The organism is Flavihumibacter stibioxidans, from assembly GCF_014332695.1.
In the GTDB taxonomy this organism is placed as follows: Bacteria; Bacteroidota; Bacteroidia; order Chitinophagales; family Chitinophagaceae; genus Flavihumibacter; species Flavihumibacter stibioxidans.
Genome location: NZ_MBUA01000027.1, coordinates 37841 through 58229, shown reverse-complemented (window position 1 = coordinate 58229; position 20389 = coordinate 37841). Strand labels below are relative to the sequence as shown.

The window sequence follows — 20389 nt, the reverse complement described above, 5'->3', positions numbered from 1 at the left end:
AGTTCCTGTTCGTTATTATTTCACTTTCACCGGTACGCCATTATACAATTTCCCTTCCGCGCTGATAACGTATTTTTCATTACGGCCCAGCCCCGAAACAATCTCAACCCTGTCACCAACGGTCTTGCCTATGCGAACCATTCGAAGCAGCGCTGTATTATTGTTACTGATGGTATATAATCCATAAAGCTGGTCTTTTACCACCAGGCTGGATGATGGCACCAGTATGGCGCCGGTTTCCGCTGTATCGGCAGCTGCCCCTTTCAATGGCAACAGCACATTCACATACATACCTGAATATACACCTGCCTGGTCCGCATTCGGGATACTTACCTTAACCATATATTGCCCGCCGGTGAATTGTGAGGAAGGATTGATCTCAACGACTTTCCCGCTGATTTTTTTACCAGTGGACTTAATTTCAATTTCTGCCGGATTACCTTTTACCACCCGGTTGATCTCCGATTCGGGGACAGCAGCACTTACCTGCATCACTCCACCCTGTTCAATGGCCAGGATCGGCATCCCGGGGTTTGCCATAGTTCCTGCCTCGGCATTCTTCTGGGTCACAGTTCCTGAAAATGGGGCGGTCAGGGTTGCATATCCCATCATGGCATTCACCTCATTTTTCATCTGTTGCGCTGCCTGTACTCTTGCCCTGGCAGAATTATACTGAAGCGTAACATTGTCGAGTTCCTTGGCAGAAGCGCTCTGTTGTTTATACAGTACTGTAAACCGATCCAGGTCCCTGGTGGCATTCTGCAGGTTGGCTTCAGCCTCGGCAATCATGGCTTCAGCCTGGGCTCTTTTTGCCTGGATATCCTGGCTGCTGATGGTAGCCAGTACCTGTCCCTTTCGCACGCGGTCACCCGGCTTCACATCGAGTCTGGTAATAATACCCATAAGACGGGTGCTGATATAAGCTGTATGTACCGACTCCACTTTTCCACTCACAGAAATGTCCTGTTTGGTGTCAACTGAAGGTGAACTAACGGTCACACTCACGGGCTGTACCATGGTCGTGTCGGCTGTTTTATGCTCATCTGAAGAGCAGGCTGTGAAAACTGATGCCATGGCGATCACCAATCCTGCTGCTGTTAAACGCTGTATCATAATTGCTGTTTGATATTATCTGGAAGTAGTGGTTAGTAATGCTATGTGGGAAATGGTCACCTGCCGGTTGTAACTGGCCTGGGCCAACTGCAGTTTCTGCTGTGACAATTGCGTTTGCGCCATCAATACATCGGTGGTATTTACCAGGCCCTGCTGGTACCGGTTATTCAGTATCCTGAATGCCTCCTCCGCCTGCGCTACTGCCGCTTCCCGCTGCCTTATGGTAAACTCAGCATCTGCCAGGTCCCGCCGGGCTTTGTTCAGGGCCAGTTGTCCCTGGGCCACCTGGTCATCCAACTGATGCGCCAGTTTGTTTTTTTCTGCCACCTGGGTAGCGATGGTGTTTTTGGTCCTCATCCCTTTAAATATATCCCAGGATAATTGTAATCCGGCCAGGTAGGCATTAGAGCCGAAACCCAGCATTGATTTGTCATTGAGCTGGTAGGTTCCGAATGCATTCAGCCTCGGCAGGTAACTTTTTTTGTTTGACTGTATCATCAGGTCGGTGGCTTCGATGGCAGCCTTCATGGCTTTGAAATCGGCCCGGTTCAGCGGAAGTGAATCCGTCATTGCAGAACCCTCCGCCTTCCTTGATTCAGTGGTTTCATAAATGATCCCGGTCTGCATCCCCATCAGAAATCCAATGTAATCTGAAGCATTGCGGATATTGTTCTTCGCAGTGGCGAGATGTGCTTCCATGGCAGTAACCTGCACCTGCACATTCAGCAGGTCTGATTTCTGGAGAAGCCCCTGCTCATAACGGTTATTAGTAAACGTATACAGGGCTTTGGTGGTGGCAAGTGCTTCTTCCAGCACCTTCACGGATTCGTACACAAGATTTAACTGCAGGTAAGCCTTCTCTGTTTCAAATCGAATGAAATCTTCCCCGCGCTGGGTTTGCAACTGGTATAGTTCAATCTGCTTCTGCGCGCCTTTTCGCATGAACCAGTGATCGGGATTAACGATTGGCTGTAATACATCCAGCTTTGTTACGAAGTCGCCGGTATTACCAGGCTTATTGAGCAGATCGGGATTAAAATCACTTTGTTTGATGACCTGCTGCTGGAGTTTAAAGCCAAACGCATTCAGCGGGTTATTGGTGGTCATGGCCGCATAGGAAAAAGAAACCTGCGGCATAAACACAGCATCTGTCTGTTTGAATTTTGCCTGCGCAATCTTTTCATCGGCCCGCGCAATCCTTATCTGTGAATTGTTTGCAAGTGCTGCATTGACCGCTTCATCCAGGGAGAGTATTTTCGTAGAATCCTGTGCAATGGCAGCGGTACTGAGCAGTGGCAGCAGGAAAAATAAAAATCCTGATCTAAGCCTGGTATTTGCCATCATTATCTCAATTTGATAGCAAAACTATCAAGGACTTTCAAGAAAAAAGGTGACGGCTATCACATCCTAATGTAACAACTGTCACCCTGCAATCCTGGTGTAAATCTTATCAGACAGCCTCTGGCATTGATTTTAAAGCAGTTAACTTCACTGCAGCCGCAACATTCTTCGCCACATTCAGGTCCAGCGGGGACGGAATGATCAGGTCCCGGCCGGGTACTTCCACACAATCAGCAATGGCATGCGCTGCCGCCAGTTGCATTGCAAAGCTGATACTGGTGGCGCCTGCTTCCAGTGCTCCTTTGAAGATGCCCGGGAAACAAAGCACATTATTCACCTGGTTGGGATAATCACTCCTGCCGGTAGCTACTACTGCAGCCCCGCCTTCAAATGCCTCTTCCGGGAATATTTCCGGGGTGGGATTCGCCAGCGCAAAGATGATGGGATCCTTTGCCATCATCCGGATATCATCCGCATGCAACAAACCGGCCTTACTAACGCCTATGAACACATCGGCTCCTTCAAGCACATCGTGCAGTTTGCCATGGCGGTTTTCCAAGTTGGTAAACTCCAGCAATTCATGTTTGGATTCGTTCAGGTTGGTTCGTTCGCGGTGTATCACTTCGGTGCTGTCGCACATGATTACATCCTTCACACTATAGCAGATGTCGTCTTTCCCGGCCCCGATGCATTTTAGCAATTTGGCAATGGCTGTACCTGCAGCGCCGGCGCCATTGATGACCACCCTGAGGTCCTCCATCTTCTTGCCCACAACTTTTGCCGCATTCAGTAACCCAGCCAGCACCACCACGGCCGTACCATGCTGGTCATCGTGGAATACAGGAATCCCAAGGTCCTGCAGGGCTTCCTCTATTTCAAAACAACGGGGAGCGGCAATATCTTCCAGGTTGATGGCACCAAAAACAGGTGCAATATGACGGATCGTTTTGATGATCTCTTCCGTATCCTGCGTATCAAGGCAAATGGGAACAGAATCCAGTCCCGCAAATTTCTTGAACAGCATCGCCTTGCCTTCCATAACCGGAATAGCTGCCAATGCGCCAATATTCCCCAAACCCAGTACGGCGGACCCATCGCTGATCACCGCCACCAGGTTTCCCTTACCGGTGTATTTGTAAACATTTGCCGGACTTTCTGCTATGGCAAGACAGGGCTGCGCTACGCCCGGGGAATAGGCCATGGAGAGATCTGCCAGCGATTTAATATCAATTTTGTTATAGGTCCCGATTTTCCCTTTCAATTCTTCGTGCAGCTGAAGGGAGGCTTTAAAATAATCCATTATTCAGAATATTTATACGCTGCCAAAATACTCTAAATAATAGAAATTCAAACTGATCCCAGGTCATATGACGGGATGATTCTAGTCGCCCTTCACATCATCCGGATCCTCGGCTTCCTTATGTTTCTCATGATGCGGGAAGTCCTTATTCAACCTGTCGGTCAGTTTTGAACGTTCTTTCATATTGACCCGGAAAGTCCAGACGACCAGTAGAATAATCGCCAGACCCGCAATTGTGTATATGAGTAACTCCATAAATTGATGGCTGAAACGATGCCCACCTGCAATTTGACCTTTTTAATGTTACCCGAATGTGAAATCCTTTAGCTGTATTGACCACCGGATCCAGCCTTTCCATTGATGGCGGCTGGATCGCGCAGTAAATAAATTCTTTCCCGGAACAATTATTGTCCCTGGGTATTGCCAAAAACCTTTTTCAGCAAATCGGTTACCCTGGCAGCCGGGTCTTTCCGGATTTTCTGTTCTTCCAGTGCCACTTCATGGAATATGCCGCTGATGGCCCTTTCCGTTACATAGGCAGAGAGATCAGTATCCACGGGATTTCTTGCGAACTTATTATAAGCAGTAAATACATCGTTCCAGTAACGGGTGGCATCCACTTTTTTCAGGGCCGACTCAATCACCGGACGGAAAGCTGTGGTCAGTTCCGTTGTGGTCTTATCCCTGAAATAATTGGTCGCCGCAAAATCTCCGCCTTTTAAAATACCCACAGCATCAGTGATGGACATTTGCAGGATGGCATTTTTAAAAATGGGCATGGCTGATTTGGATGCTTCCTCTGCACCCTGGTTCATGGATTTAATGGCTTTGTCCACCAGATTGCCCAGACCAAGATTCCTCAGGGTTGATTCAACTTTCTGCGCTTCCGGCGGCATCAGGATCTTGATCGCAGCATTGGAGAAAAATCCATTGACAGCAGACAAGCGGCCCGTGCTGTGCTGCGTACCAATGGTGAGCGCTTCTTTTAATCCCGCTGCAATCTGCTGGGTATTCGGATCAGTGGATCCGGGGAGGCCGCCTAAAATCGCCTGGGTGGTGTCACAACCGGAAAGTAAAAAAGCCGGTACCAGAAAAAGGAGAATGATTCGCTTCATGAGCACAAATTTCTAATATCCGTTTTATAAAGTTATTGATAACTGATCACCTGGCTGGTGATTGCCGGCATATCCATCACCACTTTAAGCCTGCCTTCTTCCAGCATGAATTTGTAGGTAAATCTCTTGCCGCGCCTCCTGACAGACTGGGTAAGTACAAGCGGTGTAATTATCTGGAGCCTGGATTGTAATTCTTTCTCTGTTTCAGCTATTTCATCTTTCAATGATTTGATATGGTGCAGGAGACGCACGTACTGATCAACCTCTTCCAGGAAAGGGCGATTTCCGACCACATCCACCGTTCCGTCAAATGCGGCAACAGAGGTCTTCAACTGTTGTTCATGCGTAGATTTTTCGGCATCCGCTGTGGACAATTCATCCAGCCGGGATAAATAAAGATTGGTGAGTTCTTCGAGGGTTTGGAATTCCATTGGATTTTAATTTGCTGAAAAAGTATAAAATAAAATCGTAAACCGCAATAGGCGTGGATGTATGACTGATTGAGTACAGGCTACCGGACAACAAAATAATACATCAGTGCGCCGACAAATGCACCGGTTGCCGTATTCAGCAAATTAACAAGATCATTGCCAATCAGCTGCCTCCGTTCAAGGGTGGCACCAAAAATCGAATCGGCTATATTGCCAATTGCCCCGGCAACCAGGATCGTGATAAAATACTGCTGGTGCCCCACACCGATACCATAGATAATTGCCAACACCGCCGCGCCGGCCATCCCGATCAGCGTTCCTTCCAGGCTTACTGCACCATTTTCACCCCGCCGGTCAGGCCTGAAACTGGTGATATTGTAAAACTTCCTGCCGTACACCACCCCCAGTTCTGAAGACAGCGTATCTGCCGTGGCGGCCGCGAGGCTTGCTGCCATCAAAAGCAGGAAAAATTCAGTGTTAACGGGATACATAAAGGAAACAAGCCCGGCTACTCCGGCCACACCCCCATTGGCCCAGACCTGGTACCCGCTTCGTCCTCCCGGCACTTTCCCTTCTGACAATCCAGCCCCTGATTTAGTGTTACTCTTCCACAAAGTGGCACCTGCCCCAAGGATAAAAAATCCGGCGAGCAAGGCAATGCCGGTTAACCCGCCTCCGGCATAAATCAGGAAGGCGATCAAACCACCGGACAAAGCGCCCATCCTGCTTAACAAGCCCAATGCCGCTGTCAGTAAGGAAGCGGCGCCAATACAGCACAACGGTATAACCCAGGAGTAAATCATTGGTTCCTGATTACATCAGCGGTTTCCAGTAAGCCAGCCAGTCCAGCATCCTGCTCGTATAACCATATTCGTTATCAAACCAGGCAATCAGCTTCAGCTGCCGTCCCACAACGGATGTAAGGCTTCCGTCAATGATCACGGAATGTGTATTACCCTTGAAATCTGCAGAAACCAGCTGATCCTCCGTGTAGGCAAGAATTTGCCTGTATGAGTTTTCAGAAGCTGTATGGAAAAGATGGTTGATCTGCTCAACGGTAACATCTTCTGCCATTTGAAGGGTGCAATCCACCAGTGCACCATTGGTAACGGGCACCCTGATAGAAAGTGCTGCCAGCTTGCCTTTCAAAGGAAATATTCGCTCCAGTGACTGAACCAGGTCAACTTCAACCGGAATAATGGATTCGGCTGCTGCCCTTCCCCGCCTGAATTGACTGTGAGAAGTATCCACCAGTTCCTGGCGGGAAGTATAGGAGTGCAGTATATTGAAATGCGCTGATTCGATACCGATAGATTGCAACAGGTAAAGTATATGTGTAGTGCAGTTGGTCATGCATCCGCCTGGTGAAACGATGTCAATACCCGCATGCAACAGGTGCTGGTTAAAGCCATAGATCATGAGGGGGATTTCCGGGGCACCAGTGGTTGATAACAGCACTTTTTTAGCACCGGCCTGCAGGTGTCGGGACGCACCTTCCCGGCTGGTAAATTTTCCGGAACATTCCAGTACCACATCCACACCCAGTGCTGCCCAATTGAGCATTCCCGGATCAGATGCCTGGTAGGCCTTCACCTGCCGGCCACCAGCAACAATGGTGTTTCCTTCCAGGCTTAACGGCTCTGTAAACGGGCCATATAAAGAATCATATTTCAGGAGGTATACAAGATTGTCAACAGGCATGATATCATTTACAGCAACCAGTTCCACGCCAGGTTGATGTAACAGGCGCCTGAACAGCAGCCTGCCAATCCTGCCCATACCATTTATCGCGATGCGCATAGGGTGTATTTTAGGTGGGCAAAGATCGATAAATCATCGGTTTCATACCAGATTTTCTCCTTGCTTACCTGTTGACAGACTTCATCCCCGCTTCTGTATAGCGTGTTCCTGCCACCATCTCCGGTGTAATGACTGAATCAATTATCCCAAGATCCTCTGCTGTTAATCTGACATTCAACGCCCCCAGATTTTCTTCCAGGTAACTGATCCTTTTGGTGCCGGGTATAGGAAAGATATGTTCCCCCTTCGCCATTACCCAGGCAAGTGCCAGTTGCGCAGGAGTGCAATTCTTTTCAGCAGCTATATGTTTTACCTTTTCAACCAACGCCAGGTTCTTCTCAAAATTTTCGCCCATGAACCTTGGTGCAGACCGACGCCAGTCATTCTCCGCCAGGTCTTCAAAGCGTTTGATCTGTCCCGTTAGAAAACCCCGTCCCAGCGGCGAATAAGCCACAAAAGCAATACCCAGCTCTTTACAGGTTTCCAGCATTCCGCTTTCCGGATCCCTGCTCCACAGGGAATATTCTGTTTGCACGGCTGAAACAGGATGAACAGCATGTGCCCTCTTCACTGTTTCGATCGATGCCTCCGACAACCCGATACCCCTGATCTTGCCCTGCTTCACCAGTTGAGCCATCGCACCAATTGTTTCTTCAACCGGCGTGTCCGGATCAACACGATGGAGATAGTAAAGGTCAATGGTATCCACCTGCAATCTCTTCAGGCTTCCCTCACAGGACTGAAATACATATTCCGGTTTCCCGTTGGTTCCCCTCGTCGTCGCTTGTTCTCCGCCCCGGGTAATGCCAAACTTGGTGGCCAGGGTAATATGCTGCCTGATGCCTTTCAATGCTTTGGACAATAATTCTTCATTAAGATATGGCCCATACATATCAGCTGTATCCCAGAATGTGACGCCAAGTTCATATGCCCGCTGCAAGGTGGCCAGCGAGTGCTGGTCATCTCTTTCACCGTAAAATTCACTCATGCCCATACAACCCAGCCCCAGTTCTGAAGCCATGAGTCCCTGGGATCCCAACGCTTTTATTTTCATAACTATCTGCCGAATATTGTTACAAATAATTTGCCCTCTTTATTTGGCCGGAGTGATCACGATATTCCGGAATTCAATCGGACCATGGTCGCCCTGGAACAGGATGGGGCCAGGCTCACCTTCCCTGCTGTCTAATGCCCCACCGGTAATACCGGGAATTTCCTGGTTGCAGACAACCTGCTTGCCATTGAGTACAATGGTCACCATCCGGCCAACAAGCGTGATATCATATGTCTGCCATTCACCGGCATCCTTTGCAGGCATTTCGCTGGGTGAAATAAAGCCATAAACGGCACCCAGCAAATCCTTCTGGGGTTCCTTGCCTTTACTGTCTTCTATCTGTACTTCGTAACGTCCGCGGAGGTACACACCACTGTTGCTTCCTTTGGGACAACGAAATTCAATATGCAGTTTAAAATCATTGAACTTTTGTACACTTACCAGGTTTGCACCAGATTTCGGACTCTTCAGCACGCCTCCTTCTACTACCCACTGGTTCTCTCCCATCGCCTGCCAGCCATCGAGATTCACACCATTGAATAATTTAACCGGCTTACCCCAGGAGGGCGCTGCGGCAGAACGAAGGGATGGAGCACGTTGGGCTGTCCAGTTATGTTTCCTGCCATCCGGCGCAATCATGCTGCCATGTAATTTTCCGTCAGTCAGGCTGCCTTCGAAAACAAAGTCATTGTCCTGTTCTTCCCACTGTGGCGGAAGACTGAACCTGAGTTTTCCGTCATTGAAAAAGACCTGGGAAATAGGTCGGGCACTGCCGCTCATGCCAACAAAATGACCAATCAGTCTTTTCCTTCCCGAATGGGTTACCTCCAGCCAGGATGGATACTCTTTTCCATCAACCATCACCGTTATATCCCAGCGGCCTTCTATTGCGGGATCAGCAGGCTTTACTGCAAGGATATCCTGCGCCATGGCGGCAGGTGCTGCGGTCAATAACATAAAAGCAAGGGAGTTAATTGCAAAAAGTTTTTTCATATGAAACAATGATTAGATATAAGAATGAGATATTAAATTCAGCAATCAATTTAAGCTATTTTCAGTTTACCGGTTGGCACTATGTTCTTTCAGGAATGCTGTTACTGCCGTTCTTATTTTTTCGGCATCAAACATTTCACCGTAATGCGGCGCGTCTTTAACGATGATGAGATCAGATTTCACACCGGCCAGGTGCAGCCAGGAATGCAGCATCCTCGACTGGGTATTTGGAACCGACATATCCTTTTCTCCCTGTATAATTAAAAACGGCGGATCCTTTGGGTCAACATAGCTGACCGGACTGGCTTTTCTTGCCAGGTCCGGCCTTTCAACTACAGGTGCGCCTAACAATAAGGTGATGGGGTCTTTCCCGGTCTCATCCTCAGCCGGCATTGGCATGGCAGTCAGGTCCGCGGGGCCATAAAAATCAACCACCCCTTTTATCCGGAAAGATACCCGGGAACCGGGTGCAGTGAATTCTTTCATACTATTATTGGCAGCCAGTCCAAGCAGGGAAGCAAGGTGACCACCGGCAGAAAATCCCATCAGGAAAAAATTCTTCCGGTCGAAGCCATATTGTTCTGATTGCCGGTACAGGAATTCAATGGCCTGGTTACAATCCTGGATCTGCGCGGGAAACACGGCCTGCGTGCTGTGCCGGTAATCAATGGATGCAAGTGCAAATCCATTATCCAGTATGGCATTGATGGTGTTTTTCATATAACCCATATCTGCATACTTGTCATTTGAAAGCCAGGCCCCGCCATGAACCCAGATCACCAGCGGCATACCTGGTTTTGTATTGGCCGGAAGATAGATATCCAACAGGTGCTTGGCAAGGGTGTCCCCTGCATAGGAAATATTTTCATGGAATACCGTTCCTTCAGGAAAGAGTTTCTTAACGGGATTCGGGCGCACCTGGGCCGGCAGGAAAGCCGGCAGCAACAGGCAGGCAAGCAATAAACGGGATCGGTTAAAATTTGTCATGGTCCCTTGAAATTACATCATAAGTGTACTCATCACGAAACAAACACATCAATTATCTTGCAGGTCAGCCAATAGAACCACGCTGCTACTCATGGAAGAAAATAACATCATCAATCAAACCATTGCACACGTAAAGTCCTGCCTGGCAGAGGCGGAAGCAGGACACGACTGGTTTCATATTGAAAGGGTCTGGAAGAATTCCAGGGAGATTGCGAGACAGGAAACGGCAGGGCTTGAAAAAACGCCCGATCTTTTGATCATTGAACTGGGTGCCTTGCTGCACGATATCGCCGATTCAAAATTCCATGGAGGCGATGAAAGCATCGGACCTGCAAAGGCAAGGGAATTCCTCAGCAGCCTGCAGGTGGAAGAAGAAGTAATCCGCCATGTAGAACAGATCATCACCCATATTTCCTTCAAAGGCGGTAAAGAGATGGCAGCTTTTGAGTCTGTTGAACTGAACATTGTGCAGGATGCAGACCGCCTGGATGCCATTGGCGCCATTGGTATTGCCCGCGCTTTCCATTACGGAGGTTTCAGGAACCGGAAGATCTACGATCCGGCAATACCGCCCAACCTGAACATGACTAAGGAGGAATACAAAAAAAGCAACGCACCCACCATCAATCATTTCTACGAAAAACTCTTCCTGTTGATGAACCGGATGAATACTTCAGCGGGAAAAGAAATGGCTGCGGAAAGGCACCATTTTATGGAACAATTTATTGAGCAGTTCTACAAAGAGTGGGAAGCGCGTTAAGCCAACCCGCTCCCGTCCTCGATATCCGCGATATAGTAGGTCAGTTTAAGTCCGGTTTGATCCTCATAGGAATGCCTGAGGTTGTCAACCAAACCCTCAATTGCATCTTCCCTTACAAGGTTAATGGTGCATCCGCCGAAGCCGCCGCCCATCATCCTGGCACCCGGCACAGCCGGATTGTTTTTCACGGCGTCCACCAGGAAATCAAGCTCCTTACAACTTACTTCGTATTCTTTGCTGAGCCCCTCATGTGTCCGGAACATTTTTGATCCGAGCGCTATCAGGTCGCCCCTGTTCAGGTCTTCACAGGCAAGCTGAAGGCGCAGGTTTTCTTCCACTATGAATTTGCATCTCCGGTAGATCAGTTCGTCCTTGGGAAGCACCAATTGTTCCAGCATTGACAGGGTAATATCCCGCAGGCTTTTTACCTCGGGATGGTGTTCCTTAACCCAGGCCACCCCCTGTTCGCACTGTTCCCTCCTGGTATTGTATTCAGTGGATGCCAGGTTATGTTTTACGTTGGTATTGAGCAGCACGATCTTGTACCCTTTCAGGTCAAGCGGAACATATTCATATTCAAGACTTCGGCAATCCAGTTTGATGGCATGTCCTTTTTTTCCGAACATACTGGCGAACTGGTCCATGATTCCGCAACGGACACCTGCGAAAGTATGTTCGGCCTGTTGCGCCAGTTTCACCATTTCCATCCTGTCAAGTTGCAAAGAAAACAGGTGGTTCAGGGCAAAGGCGGTAGCACATTCCACTGCAGCGGAGGAGGAAAGTCCGGCACCGATCGGCACATCACCGTCGATCACCAGGTTAAAGCCGGAAAGCGGGCAGCCTTTCTTTTGCAGCTGGTCTACTACACCCAGGATATAATTCGGCCAGCCTGCGGCTACCGGGCTTAATGCATTGTCCAGGGAAAACACGCAACCCTCCCTGAAATCCTGCGAGTAGAGATGGATTTCTTTATCAGTCCTGGGAGCTATTGCGATATAAATGTATTTGTCGATTGCCGCCGGCAATACAAAACCTTCGTTATAGTCAGTATGCTCACCGATGATGTTGACCCTGCCGGGTGAACGAAATAGTAATGGTTGGCTTCCAAATTGATTCCTGAAAACATCTGTGATCCTGTTCTGCATATTCATTGGTGCAAAATAATTCAAAAGGTCTGACCAGCCATCAATTGTTGTGAGCCCTGATGATCATTTTATTGAAATGAAGGAGCAGTCTTCAGTATTGGCACCAGCATTCCTGGCTCATAAATGAGCGATGCTATTATTGAATAATAATGAAAATTACGCTGCCCGAGCAGGGCAAAAAAAAGCCCGCAACACAAATGTATCGCGGGCCTTTGGTGGAGTTTCAGTGGAGCTGGGGGGAGTCGAACCCCCGTCCAAACATATTCGCCGAAAGCTTTCTACATGTTTATTTGATTATTATTTGTCGGGAAAGAACAGGGAACCAACAAACCGATTCTTTCCTTAGCTGGATGGTCTTAAGCAAGTGTCACAGCCTTCACTTGCAGCAGCCTGTATTTGTTTTTGAGTCGGCGGCGGAGCCTGGTAACAGACCAACCTGCTCAACGCGGCCCTAATGACTACTTAATCACTGATTAGGCAGCCATGGCATACTGTGTATTGCCATTTGAATTTCGGGTATTCAGATTTACGTGCTAATTATCCAACGCACGACATGCTTACACTCTCAAAGAACTACGCTGTCGAAGCCAGTACAGCCCCATTTCGTGAATGTTGAGTAGTCAGTTAAATAAAAACTCACGCAACTTTCAGTATGCAAAGATAGTATAAAATGGATGACCGGATAGTTAATGGATGGTAAAATGTACTAGTTTCAGCCCATGGTTTACATGGATCCGCTGACATATCACAAGGAAAAAGAAACAGCATTCAGGAAAGAAAAGGAAAAACTGGCCAAACAGAAAAACACCATCGCCTGGGCCCGGGTGGGCACACTCCTGGCAGGAGCCTGGCTGGTGTACCAGGCCTGGCAAATGGGCCCTGGGGCGGCATTTCTCGTGTTCGCCGTGGCATTAGGCATCTTCCTCTGGCTTTTGCGGAAAAGCCTCGGGCTGGCAGATGATATACGCCTGCTGGAACACCTGATCAGTATCCACCAGGAAGAAGAACAGATCGCCGGCCACCAGTTCAACCAGCGGTTTAATGGCTTGCCCCTGGCGCCTAAAAACCATGCCTATTCGGGTGACCTTGACCTGTTCGGACAGGCTTCCCTTTTCCAGTATATCCATCGGAGTACCAGTGAACAGGGACATCAACTGCTGGCAAACTGGTTGCTGGAGCCTGCGTCCAATGATACCATCCGGGCGAGGCAGGATGCGGCCAGGGAACTGTCCGGCCAGCCCGACTGGAGTGCGCGTTTCCAGGCCATTGGGTTACTGACGCCTGTCGGCCTGAAAACGGAAACCAGCCTGCAAAACTGGCTTGTTCAACCGGCAGGATTCTTTCCCAAAAAAGGCTGGCGCTGGCTGGCGATCCTCTTCCCTGTCGGCTCACTTTCCGTGCTGGCACTACATATCCTGGGAATAGTGGAATCACCCGTTTTCTATTCCCTGGTAATCCTGTTCATGATCATTGCTTTTAGCATCAGCCGCAAAGTGCTGCCCCAATACCGCGCACTTGACAGCATTGTACCCCAACTCAACACGCTTTCCGATGCCCTCCAAACCATTGAAAAGGCCTCTTTTACCAGCCAAAAACTAAAAGATATCCAGGCATTATTACACCCTGCAAATTTGCCCCAGGCATCCCTGGCTACACTTCAATTGCGGAAGATCCTTGACCGCTTCGATTACCGCCTGAACCCGCTGGTGTTTGTGCCCCTCAACACTTTCACGCTTTGGGATCTTCAACAGGTATGGTCACTCGAAAAATGGAAACACCGGAACAGCAGGTTCATCGGTCGCTGGTTCGAAGCCCTTGCAGAAATGGAAGCACTTAACAGCCTGGGGCGACTGGCGTTCAATCACCCAGCTTGGGTTTTTCCGCAACTGACAGAAACACCCGGGCATTTTTCAGGAAAGGGAATTGGCCATCCGCTGATTCCCGCGGGAAAAAGGATCAACAACGATTTCAGCACCGATCACCTGCCCGCTATTGCACTGATTACAGGTTCCAATATGGCCGGGAAAAGCACATTCCTGCGCAGCATCGGAATCAACCAGGTACTGGCCATGAGCGGCGCTCCTTCCTGCTCGGTTCAACTAACGGTATCCAATATGCGTATTATGAGCAGCATGCGTATTGCCGATAACCTCGAGGAAAATACATCCACCTTTTATGCCGAACTGAGTAAACTGAAATCCATCATCGAAGCTGTCAACCGCAAAGAACCCGTTTTTCTTTTGCTGGATGAGATCCTGCGCGGAACCAATTCACAGGACCGCCAGACTGGCTCAAGGGCCCTGATCATTCAATTGATCAAACAATCAGCCTGCGGACTGCTGGCCACCCACGACCTGGCCCTCACGGAACTGGCACAGCAGTATCCCGATGCCATCACCAATTATCATTTTGATGTTTCCGTGGAAGGTGAAGAACTGTATTTCGATTACAAACTCAAAACGGGTATCTGCCAGAGTATGAACGCATCCATCCTTATGAAAAAGATTGGTATAGACCTTTAAAACTGTATTCCGGGAACAGCTTGATTAAGAAACCTACATGATTGTGCACCCGGTTGCCAAACACCTGTCAAAAGACGGAAGTCTTTTTCTCTGCGAAACTGTAGAGGTATGGTGCCTTATGTGCTTTGCCCGTGAACTGCGCAGCATGCCTGGTTAGTAACCCCGATGCAATCATCTTGCGTTGGAAATTAGCACGCTCGAGTTGTTCACCCAGGATATTCTCATAAACCTGCTGCAGTTCTTTCATGGTGAATTTTTCCGGCAGCAGTTTCATGCCAATGATCCGGTCATCGGTGTTCCAGCGCAATGCCTGCAAAGCCTTCTCTACAATTTTCCCATGATCCAAAATCAGTTGTGGCAGTGCATCCACGGGGTACCAGTCGCAGGAATCCGATAAAGCATCAGGTTGTAGTTTTACCGCTTTATAATTGATCAGCGCATAATAGGCAACGGATATAAAACGATCCAGCAACCAATGATCTTTTTCTGCTTCTATACCATTGGCTTTCATAATTTTTTTAAGCACGGAAGCATCCTGCCTGTTGCAATCACCAAAAGTATGGAACTGTTCCATATAAATCCCCGACAGGCCCGTGCGTTCCTCAAGTCCCGCCCTGACAGCATCATCAAGGTTCATCTTCCTGCCAACAAAACCTCCCGGCAAGGCAAATAAACCGGTGTTACGGTATTCCATCAGCAGGATCTTCAGTTTATCGCCGGAAAACCCGAAGACTACCGAATCATACGCAATGTGCGCGAGATAGTCTTTCCCGTCTGCCTGTTTTGCCGGATTGGCTATTTTTCTCGACATAAAATATTGTGAACTGTAAAAATACTTACATTCATTGTATCAAAAAGACACAATAATAATAAATAGAGGTAAAATGAAACTACTACGCTTGTTGCTGATCCTGATACTGGCCACAAATGCCGGCCTCATGGCCCAGCCTGTGAAAGGATTCCCGGTAAGGGCAACCATCAAAAACGGTATTCTTGAGGGAGTGTACGATATCAAATCTGACCTGCAGGTTTTCCTGGGTATTCCATTTGCCCAGCCGCCAGTTGGACCACTCCGCTGGAAAGCTCCCCAGCCGGCTAAAAACTGGACAGGCATCAGGGAAGCGAAAAAATTTGGTCCCGGCCCGGTGCAGGGAATCGTCTTTGGTGACATGGGTGCGCGAACCGAGAGCATGAGCGAAGATTGTCTCTACCTTAACGTATGGTCTCCGTCCCGCAATAACAAAAAGAACCTGCCGGTGCTGGTCTATTTTTATGGTGGCGGTTTTGTTGCCGGTGATGGATCCGAGCCACGCTACGATGGTGCCAGTATGGCGAAAAAAGGGATCGTAGTGCTCACGGTAAATTATCGCCTGAACATCTTCGGGTTCTTTTCGCATCCTGAGTTGAGCAGGGAAGCACCTTATAGGGCCTCGGGCAACTATGGACTGCTTGACCAGCATGCTGCACTGAAATGGGTGAGGGAAAACATCGCAGCATTCGGGGGTGATCCAAATCGTGTAACCATTGCCGGTGAATCCGCGGGTTCCATTTCAGTGAGTGCACAAATGGCTTCACCCCTGTCAAAGGGATTGATACATGGCGCCATTGGTGAAAGCGGTGCTGCCATCCACCCAACCCTTGCACCTGTGCCGCTGGTTCAGGCAGAAAAAACCGGTGTGGAATTTATGGAGAAAGCAGGCATCAGAAGCCTGGCAGAAATGAGGAATATGAGTACGGCCGAGATCTTCCAGGTTTACCAGGATTCAAAGCGTTTCGGGTTCCCGACAGTCATCGACGGTTATTTTTATCCAAAAACATTGCCTGAAATTTTTACCGCCCGCGAACAGAGCCAGGTGCCGCTATTATTGGGCTGGAACTCGGCAGAAATCCCCGGAATGGCCTTTATGCAGGGGCAACCATACAAAGAGGAGAATTATATCAACCGCGTAAAAGCTGAATACCCGAAAGACTTTGAGGAGGTCCTGAAACTCTATCCGCATGGTTCTGAAAAAGAGATCGAGTGGTCGGCCACCAACCTGGCTTCCGACCGTTTTATCGCCTACAGTACCTGGAAATGGTTTGACCTGCACCGCAAGCACAGCAACCAGAAAGTGTACCGTTACCTTTATTCCAAACTGCGTCCGCTGATGGTGGACCAGTCGCTTACACCCGGACTGGCAGGAGGCACTAACAGGAATGCACAACCGGGGACAAAAATGCCGGAACCGCTTGGTGCTCCGCATGCCTGCGAAATCGAATATTGCATGGGTAACCTTGCATTGATTAAGGATTATGCCTGGACCGAAGACGACCACAAGGTATCGGCTACCATGCTTCAGTATTTTGCCAATTTCATCATTACAGGAAATCCGAACGGGAATGGATTGCCCGAATGGCCGGCAGCGGAACCCAAATCCACCGACCCGCCGGTAATGATCCTCGATACCGAATCCAAAGCCATCCGCGCGAAGCATGATGCCCGCTACGAGTTCCTCAACCGGGCTTATGGAAATAATTAAAGCGTCTGACGCGCGTCTGACGTACGTCAGACGCGCGTCAGACGCTTTAATCGAAACACCGATGGCCGAAAGGCCCGAATGAGCCAGCAAACAAGGATAACCAGGAATACCAGCCTGCATGAGGGATCGCACCAACAAAAATTGCATAGAAACATGGCTTTACTAACCACGCATCTATGCAATTTTTATAGAATCGACCGTCTGACGTGCGTCTGACATATGTCTGACGTACGTCAGACGCACGTCAGACGCTATTTAAAAAGCCGGAAAATATCGAGGCCAAGGGCGTAGGCCATCAGGCCAAGGAGCAGCACCATGCCGACCATCTGCGCGTATTCCATGAACTTATCACTCGGCTTGCGCCCGGATACGATCTCAAAAATGGTGAACAATGCATGACCGCCATCAAGTCCCGGTATAGGCAAAATATTCATCAGGGCCAGAACGAGGGAGAAAAACGCCGTCAGAGCCCAGAACTGCTGCCAATCCCACACCGGAGCAAACATCTTCCCGATACTGATCACACTGCCCAGCGACTCATTGGTGTTTACCTTGCCGCTGAAGATCAGTTTCAATTGCAGCCAGTATGACTCCAGGGTTTCAAGACTCCTGACAAAACCGGCAGGAATGGCCTCAAAAAATCCGTATTTGATCTCCTTTACCTCAAACTGGTCCCTGGGTGTTTTATTATACACACCGATGGTACCAGTTGCAGGAACCAGCAGCGACACCTGCATCGTATCCGTACCTCGCAGCACATCAAGCTTTACATTCTTTTCCTTGTTTACCTGGATCAGCTTACGAAATACATGAAAATACTCCGTGGATTGACCATTCACGGCCAGTATCCTGTCATCAGCCCTCAGTCCGGCCCTCGCCGCGGCACTGGTATCCACCACAGAATCCACCCCAAGGAATGGCATCCGCATATCAATAAAATTGATGGTCTTGAAATGAATCAGCTTGGCAGCAAAATCCTCGGGGATATTTACCACCACCGGTTTGCCATCCCGCTCCACCTCAATGGTTTTTGCGCCGCTCAGTAATACCTTCAGGGGTATCTTATTAAAGCGGTCAATGTATTCACCATCCACACTCATCACTTTATCACCATCCCGCAGACCAATGCTCTGGGCCAGTGAATCAGTAGCTATACCGTAGGTAAATTTGTTGGTTGGAATATAGGATTCGCCCCAATACCACAACATGATGGCATAGATCAGGAAACCCAGTATCAGGTTCACAACGACTCCGCCCACCATGATGATCAGTCGCTGCCATGCCGGCTTGCTCCGGAATTCGTATGGCTGTGGCGGCAGCTTCATCTGCTCTTTGTCCATACTCTCGTCCACCATGCCCGAAATCTTCACATAACCGCCGAAGGGCACCCAGCCTAAACCATACTCCGTCTCCCCGATCTTCTTTTTGAACAGTGAAAACCATGGATTAAAAAACAGGTAAAACTTTTCCACCCTGCACTTAAACCAGCGCGCAGGTAAAAAATGTCCAAGCTCATGAAGAATTACAATGATCGAAAAGGATAGGATAAATTGTCCGGCCTTAACACCAACTTCCGCCCAATTAATTGCTAACAAAGTCATAGATAAATCAGTGAGGTCCAATTTTTTGAATAGTGACAAATATCCGGTAAAAAACCCTATCAGGAAGATAAAATTTTATAACCGGACAACGGTTCCGGCGCCTCTCTTGTCAGGAAACAAAACAACCGAATGAAAAAAATAGTTTTTATTGCATTTGCCATGGTGGGTCTGGTCGCCTGCCTTAAAACGAACAATATCCCGCCGTCAGAGCGAATACTTGTCCCAATTACAATCTCGGCCACCAATCTGCCCGATACCGCCAATGTTGGTGACACGATCGTTGCGGCTGTCAGGGTTACCGCACCCAATTTATGTTACCGTTTCGAAGGATTTGATTCTTTCAATTCAGGGGAAAAACAATATGATATCCAGGCTGTAGGCAGCAAACCTAACCCGGACCTGCCTTCTACGGGTTGTGAACAAACGGTATATGTAAAGGATACCACCTTCAAGTTCAAGCTACCGTTCACCGGCAAGTATGTGCTGCGGTTCTACAATGGCCAGCAGATTTTCAGTGCCGACACCCTAATCATCAAATAAGATTTAAAGATGGATGAGCGTTGCCGCAAATTCACGGGCGGCCGCATCACTTTCAAAATATTCCTCCAGGGTAGGATTCTCGATATAGGAAACTTTTTCCATGGTCCTTTCAACAACATCGGTCATATCCAGGAATCCTACCCTGTTCCTTAAAAAGGCAAAAACCGCGATTTCATTCGCTGCATTGAGGATACAGGGAAGATTGCCCCCCTTGAAAAGCGCCTCTGTGGCAAGTGCCAGGTTGCGAAATGTTTTAATATCCGGCTCTTCGAATGTCAATGTATTTGGTTTTCTGAAATCATACCGGGGGAAGCTGTTTACCAGTCGCTGCGGAAATGCCATGGCATACTGGATGGGAAGTTTCATATCGGGCAATCCCATCTGGGCCTTGATACTTCCGTCCTCAAACTGGACCATACTATGGATGATACTTTGCGGATGAACCAGTACCTGCACCTGGTCTGGCTTCAGGTTGAACAGCCATTTGGCCTCAATCATTTCCAGCCCTTTATTCATGAGGGTGGCCGAGTCGATGGTAATCTTCGCTCCCATGCTCCAGTTGGGATGCTGCAGCGCATGATCACGCTTTACATTCACCAGGAAATTGGGTTTCTTGCCAAGGAAAGGACCGCCGGATGCCGTTAGAATTATCTTGTCAATCGGATTAAGGTTCTCTCCCACCAGGCATTGGAAAATCGCTGAATGCTCAGAATCTACCGGAATAATGGGCACCCGCTTTTCGATGGCTTTTTTCATCACGATATCACCTGCCACCACCAGGGTTTCCTTATTGGCAAGTGCAACGGTTTTACCATTTTCCACCGCCTGGAGGGTTGGCTTTAATCCCGCGAAACCAACAATGGCCGCCAGCATCAGGTCATAACAATCCATCGCCGCCACTTCTTCCAGGGCCTTTTCACCAGCAAAAACCTTCACATCTGTTCCGGCCAATGCATCCCTCACTTTCTGGTAGCGGTTTTCGTCACCAATCACTACAATATTCGGATTGAACTGCCTTGCCTGCTGCACCAATAATTCATCGTTCTGCTGGGCAGTGAGTACTTCAGCCGAAAACAAGGTCGGGTTTGCCGCAATTACTTCCAACGCCTGGGTTCCGATTGAACCGGTGGATCCAAATATTGCTATACGTTTCTGCATCTTATCTTGA

At 48.7% G+C, this 20389-nt stretch carries 19 protein-coding genes and 1 other RNA gene; 4 read left to right on the top strand and 16 right to left on the bottom strand.

All coding sequences use genetic code 11. The features are described 5' to 3' along the window. Positions 1–15: 15 nt before the first annotated feature. The 11 genes from BC349_RS14105 to BC349_RS14055 form a co-directional block, all read right to left on the bottom strand. A complete protein-coding gene (locus tag BC349_RS14105) occupies positions 16–1113 on the bottom strand; it encodes an efflux RND transporter periplasmic adaptor subunit (protein ID WP_187257422.1) in 1098 nt (365 codons plus the stop codon). Positions 1114–1128: 15 nt separating this feature from the next. After that, entirely contained in the window at positions 1129–2457 is a 1329-nt protein-coding gene (locus BC349_RS14100) for a TolC family protein (RefSeq protein ID WP_187257421.1), read from the bottom strand. Between the two features lie 106 nt (positions 2458–2563). Continuing rightward, positions 2564–3754 (bottom strand): NAD(P)-dependent malic enzyme, encoded by a 1191-nt coding sequence (locus BC349_RS14095; protein ID WP_187257420.1) that lies wholly within the window; start codon positions 3752–3754, stop codon positions 2564–2566. Positions 3755–3835: 81 nt separating this feature from the next. Then, the gene (locus BC349_RS14090) at positions 3836–4009 is read right to left on the bottom strand and encodes a hypothetical protein (RefSeq protein WP_187257419.1); all 174 of its coding nucleotides are present in this window, start codon (positions 4007–4009) and stop codon (positions 3836–3838) included. Positions 4010–4158: 149 nt separating this feature from the next. After that, positions 4159–4869: a DUF4197 domain-containing protein gene (locus tag BC349_RS14085; protein ID WP_187257418.1), complete on the bottom strand. Its 711-nt coding sequence runs from the start codon at positions 4867–4869 to the stop codon at positions 4159–4161. Positions 4870–4901: 32 nt separating this feature from the next. Further along, the gene (locus BC349_RS14080; RefSeq protein WP_187257417.1) at positions 4902–5300 is read right to left on the bottom strand and encodes a hypothetical protein; all 399 of its coding nucleotides are present in this window, start codon (positions 5298–5300) and stop codon (positions 4902–4904) included. A gap of 80 nt (positions 5301–5380) precedes the next feature. Further along, positions 5381–6103: a DUF92 domain-containing protein gene (locus tag BC349_RS14075; protein ID WP_187257416.1), complete on the bottom strand. Its 723-nt coding sequence runs from the start codon at positions 6101–6103 to the stop codon at positions 5381–5383. A 10-nt stretch (positions 6104–6113) separates the two neighbouring features. Further along, the gene (locus BC349_RS14070) at positions 6114–7100 is read right to left on the bottom strand and encodes a type I glyceraldehyde-3-phosphate dehydrogenase (RefSeq protein ID WP_187257415.1); all 987 of its coding nucleotides are present in this window, start codon (positions 7098–7100) and stop codon (positions 6114–6116) included. Positions 7101–7164: 64 nt separating this feature from the next. Further along, positions 7165–8154 carry an aldo/keto reductase gene (locus BC349_RS14065; RefSeq protein WP_187257414.1) on the bottom strand — a complete coding sequence of 330 codons (990 nt, stop codon included), beginning with the start codon at positions 8152–8154 and terminating at the stop codon, positions 7165–7167. 39 nt (positions 8155–8193) lie between these two features. Continuing rightward, positions 8194–9147, bottom strand: a complete 954-nt coding sequence (locus tag BC349_RS14060; protein WP_187257413.1) for a 3-keto-disaccharide hydrolase — start codon at positions 9145–9147, stop codon at positions 8194–8196. 66 nt (positions 9148–9213) lie between these two features. Next, complete coding sequence (locus BC349_RS14055) at positions 9214–10134, bottom strand: alpha/beta hydrolase (RefSeq protein ID WP_187257412.1); 921 nt, start codon at positions 10132–10134, stop codon at positions 9214–9216. Positions 10135–10225: 91 nt separating this feature from the next. On the opposite strand from BC349_RS14055, the gene BC349_RS14050 reads away from it, so the two are divergent. Next, positions 10226–10894, top strand: coding sequence for an HD domain-containing protein (locus BC349_RS14050; RefSeq protein WP_187257411.1), 669 nt, complete (start codon positions 10226–10228; stop codon positions 10892–10894). Here BC349_RS14050 and BC349_RS14045 read toward each other — a convergent pair. Then, positions 10891–12045 carry a galactokinase gene (locus tag BC349_RS14045; RefSeq protein WP_187257410.1) on the bottom strand — a complete coding sequence of 385 codons (1155 nt, stop codon included), beginning with the start codon at positions 12043–12045 and terminating at the stop codon, positions 10891–10893. The genes BC349_RS14050 and BC349_RS14045 overlap by 4 nt on opposite strands. Positions 12046–12263: 218 nt before the next feature. Continuing rightward, positions 12264–12639: a transfer-messenger RNA gene (gene ssrA / locus BC349_RS14040) on the bottom strand. A gap of 119 nt (positions 12640–12758) precedes the next feature. On the opposite strand from ssrA, the gene BC349_RS14035 reads away from it, so the two are divergent. Continuing rightward, a complete protein-coding gene (locus BC349_RS14035) occupies positions 12759–14561 on the top strand; it encodes a MutS-related protein (protein WP_187257409.1) in 1803 nt (600 codons plus the stop codon). A gap of 67 nt (positions 14562–14628) precedes the next feature. Here BC349_RS14035 and BC349_RS14030 read toward each other — a convergent pair whose 3' ends face one another. Beyond that, entirely contained in the window at positions 14629–15372 is a 744-nt protein-coding gene (locus tag BC349_RS14030; protein WP_187257408.1) for an NUDIX hydrolase, read from the bottom strand. A gap of 73 nt (positions 15373–15445) precedes the next feature. Here BC349_RS14030 and BC349_RS14025 point away from each other — a divergent pair, with 73 nt between their 5' ends. Continuing rightward, positions 15446–17080 carry a carboxylesterase/lipase family protein gene (locus BC349_RS14025; protein ID WP_187257407.1) on the top strand — a complete coding sequence of 545 codons (1635 nt, stop codon included), beginning with the start codon at positions 15446–15448 and terminating at the stop codon, positions 17078–17080. Positions 17081–17331: 251 nt separating this feature from the next. Here BC349_RS14025 and rseP read toward each other — a convergent pair whose 3' ends face one another. Continuing rightward, positions 17332–18681, bottom strand: coding sequence for an RIP metalloprotease RseP (rseP, locus tag BC349_RS14020; protein WP_187257406.1), 1350 nt, complete (start codon positions 18679–18681; stop codon positions 17332–17334). Between the two features lie 129 nt (positions 18682–18810). On the opposite strand from rseP, the gene BC349_RS14015 reads away from it, so the two are divergent. Beyond that, positions 18811–19221: a hypothetical protein gene (locus tag BC349_RS14015; protein ID WP_187257405.1), complete on the top strand. Its 411-nt coding sequence runs from the start codon at positions 18811–18813 to the stop codon at positions 19219–19221. A gap of 3 nt (positions 19222–19224) precedes the next feature. On the opposite strand, the gene BC349_RS14010 is transcribed toward BC349_RS14015, so the two are convergent. Next, the gene (locus BC349_RS14010) at positions 19225–20379 is read right to left on the bottom strand and encodes a 1-deoxy-D-xylulose-5-phosphate reductoisomerase (RefSeq protein WP_187257404.1); all 1155 of its coding nucleotides are present in this window, start codon (positions 20377–20379) and stop codon (positions 19225–19227) included. Positions 20380–20389: the final 10 nt, after the last annotated feature.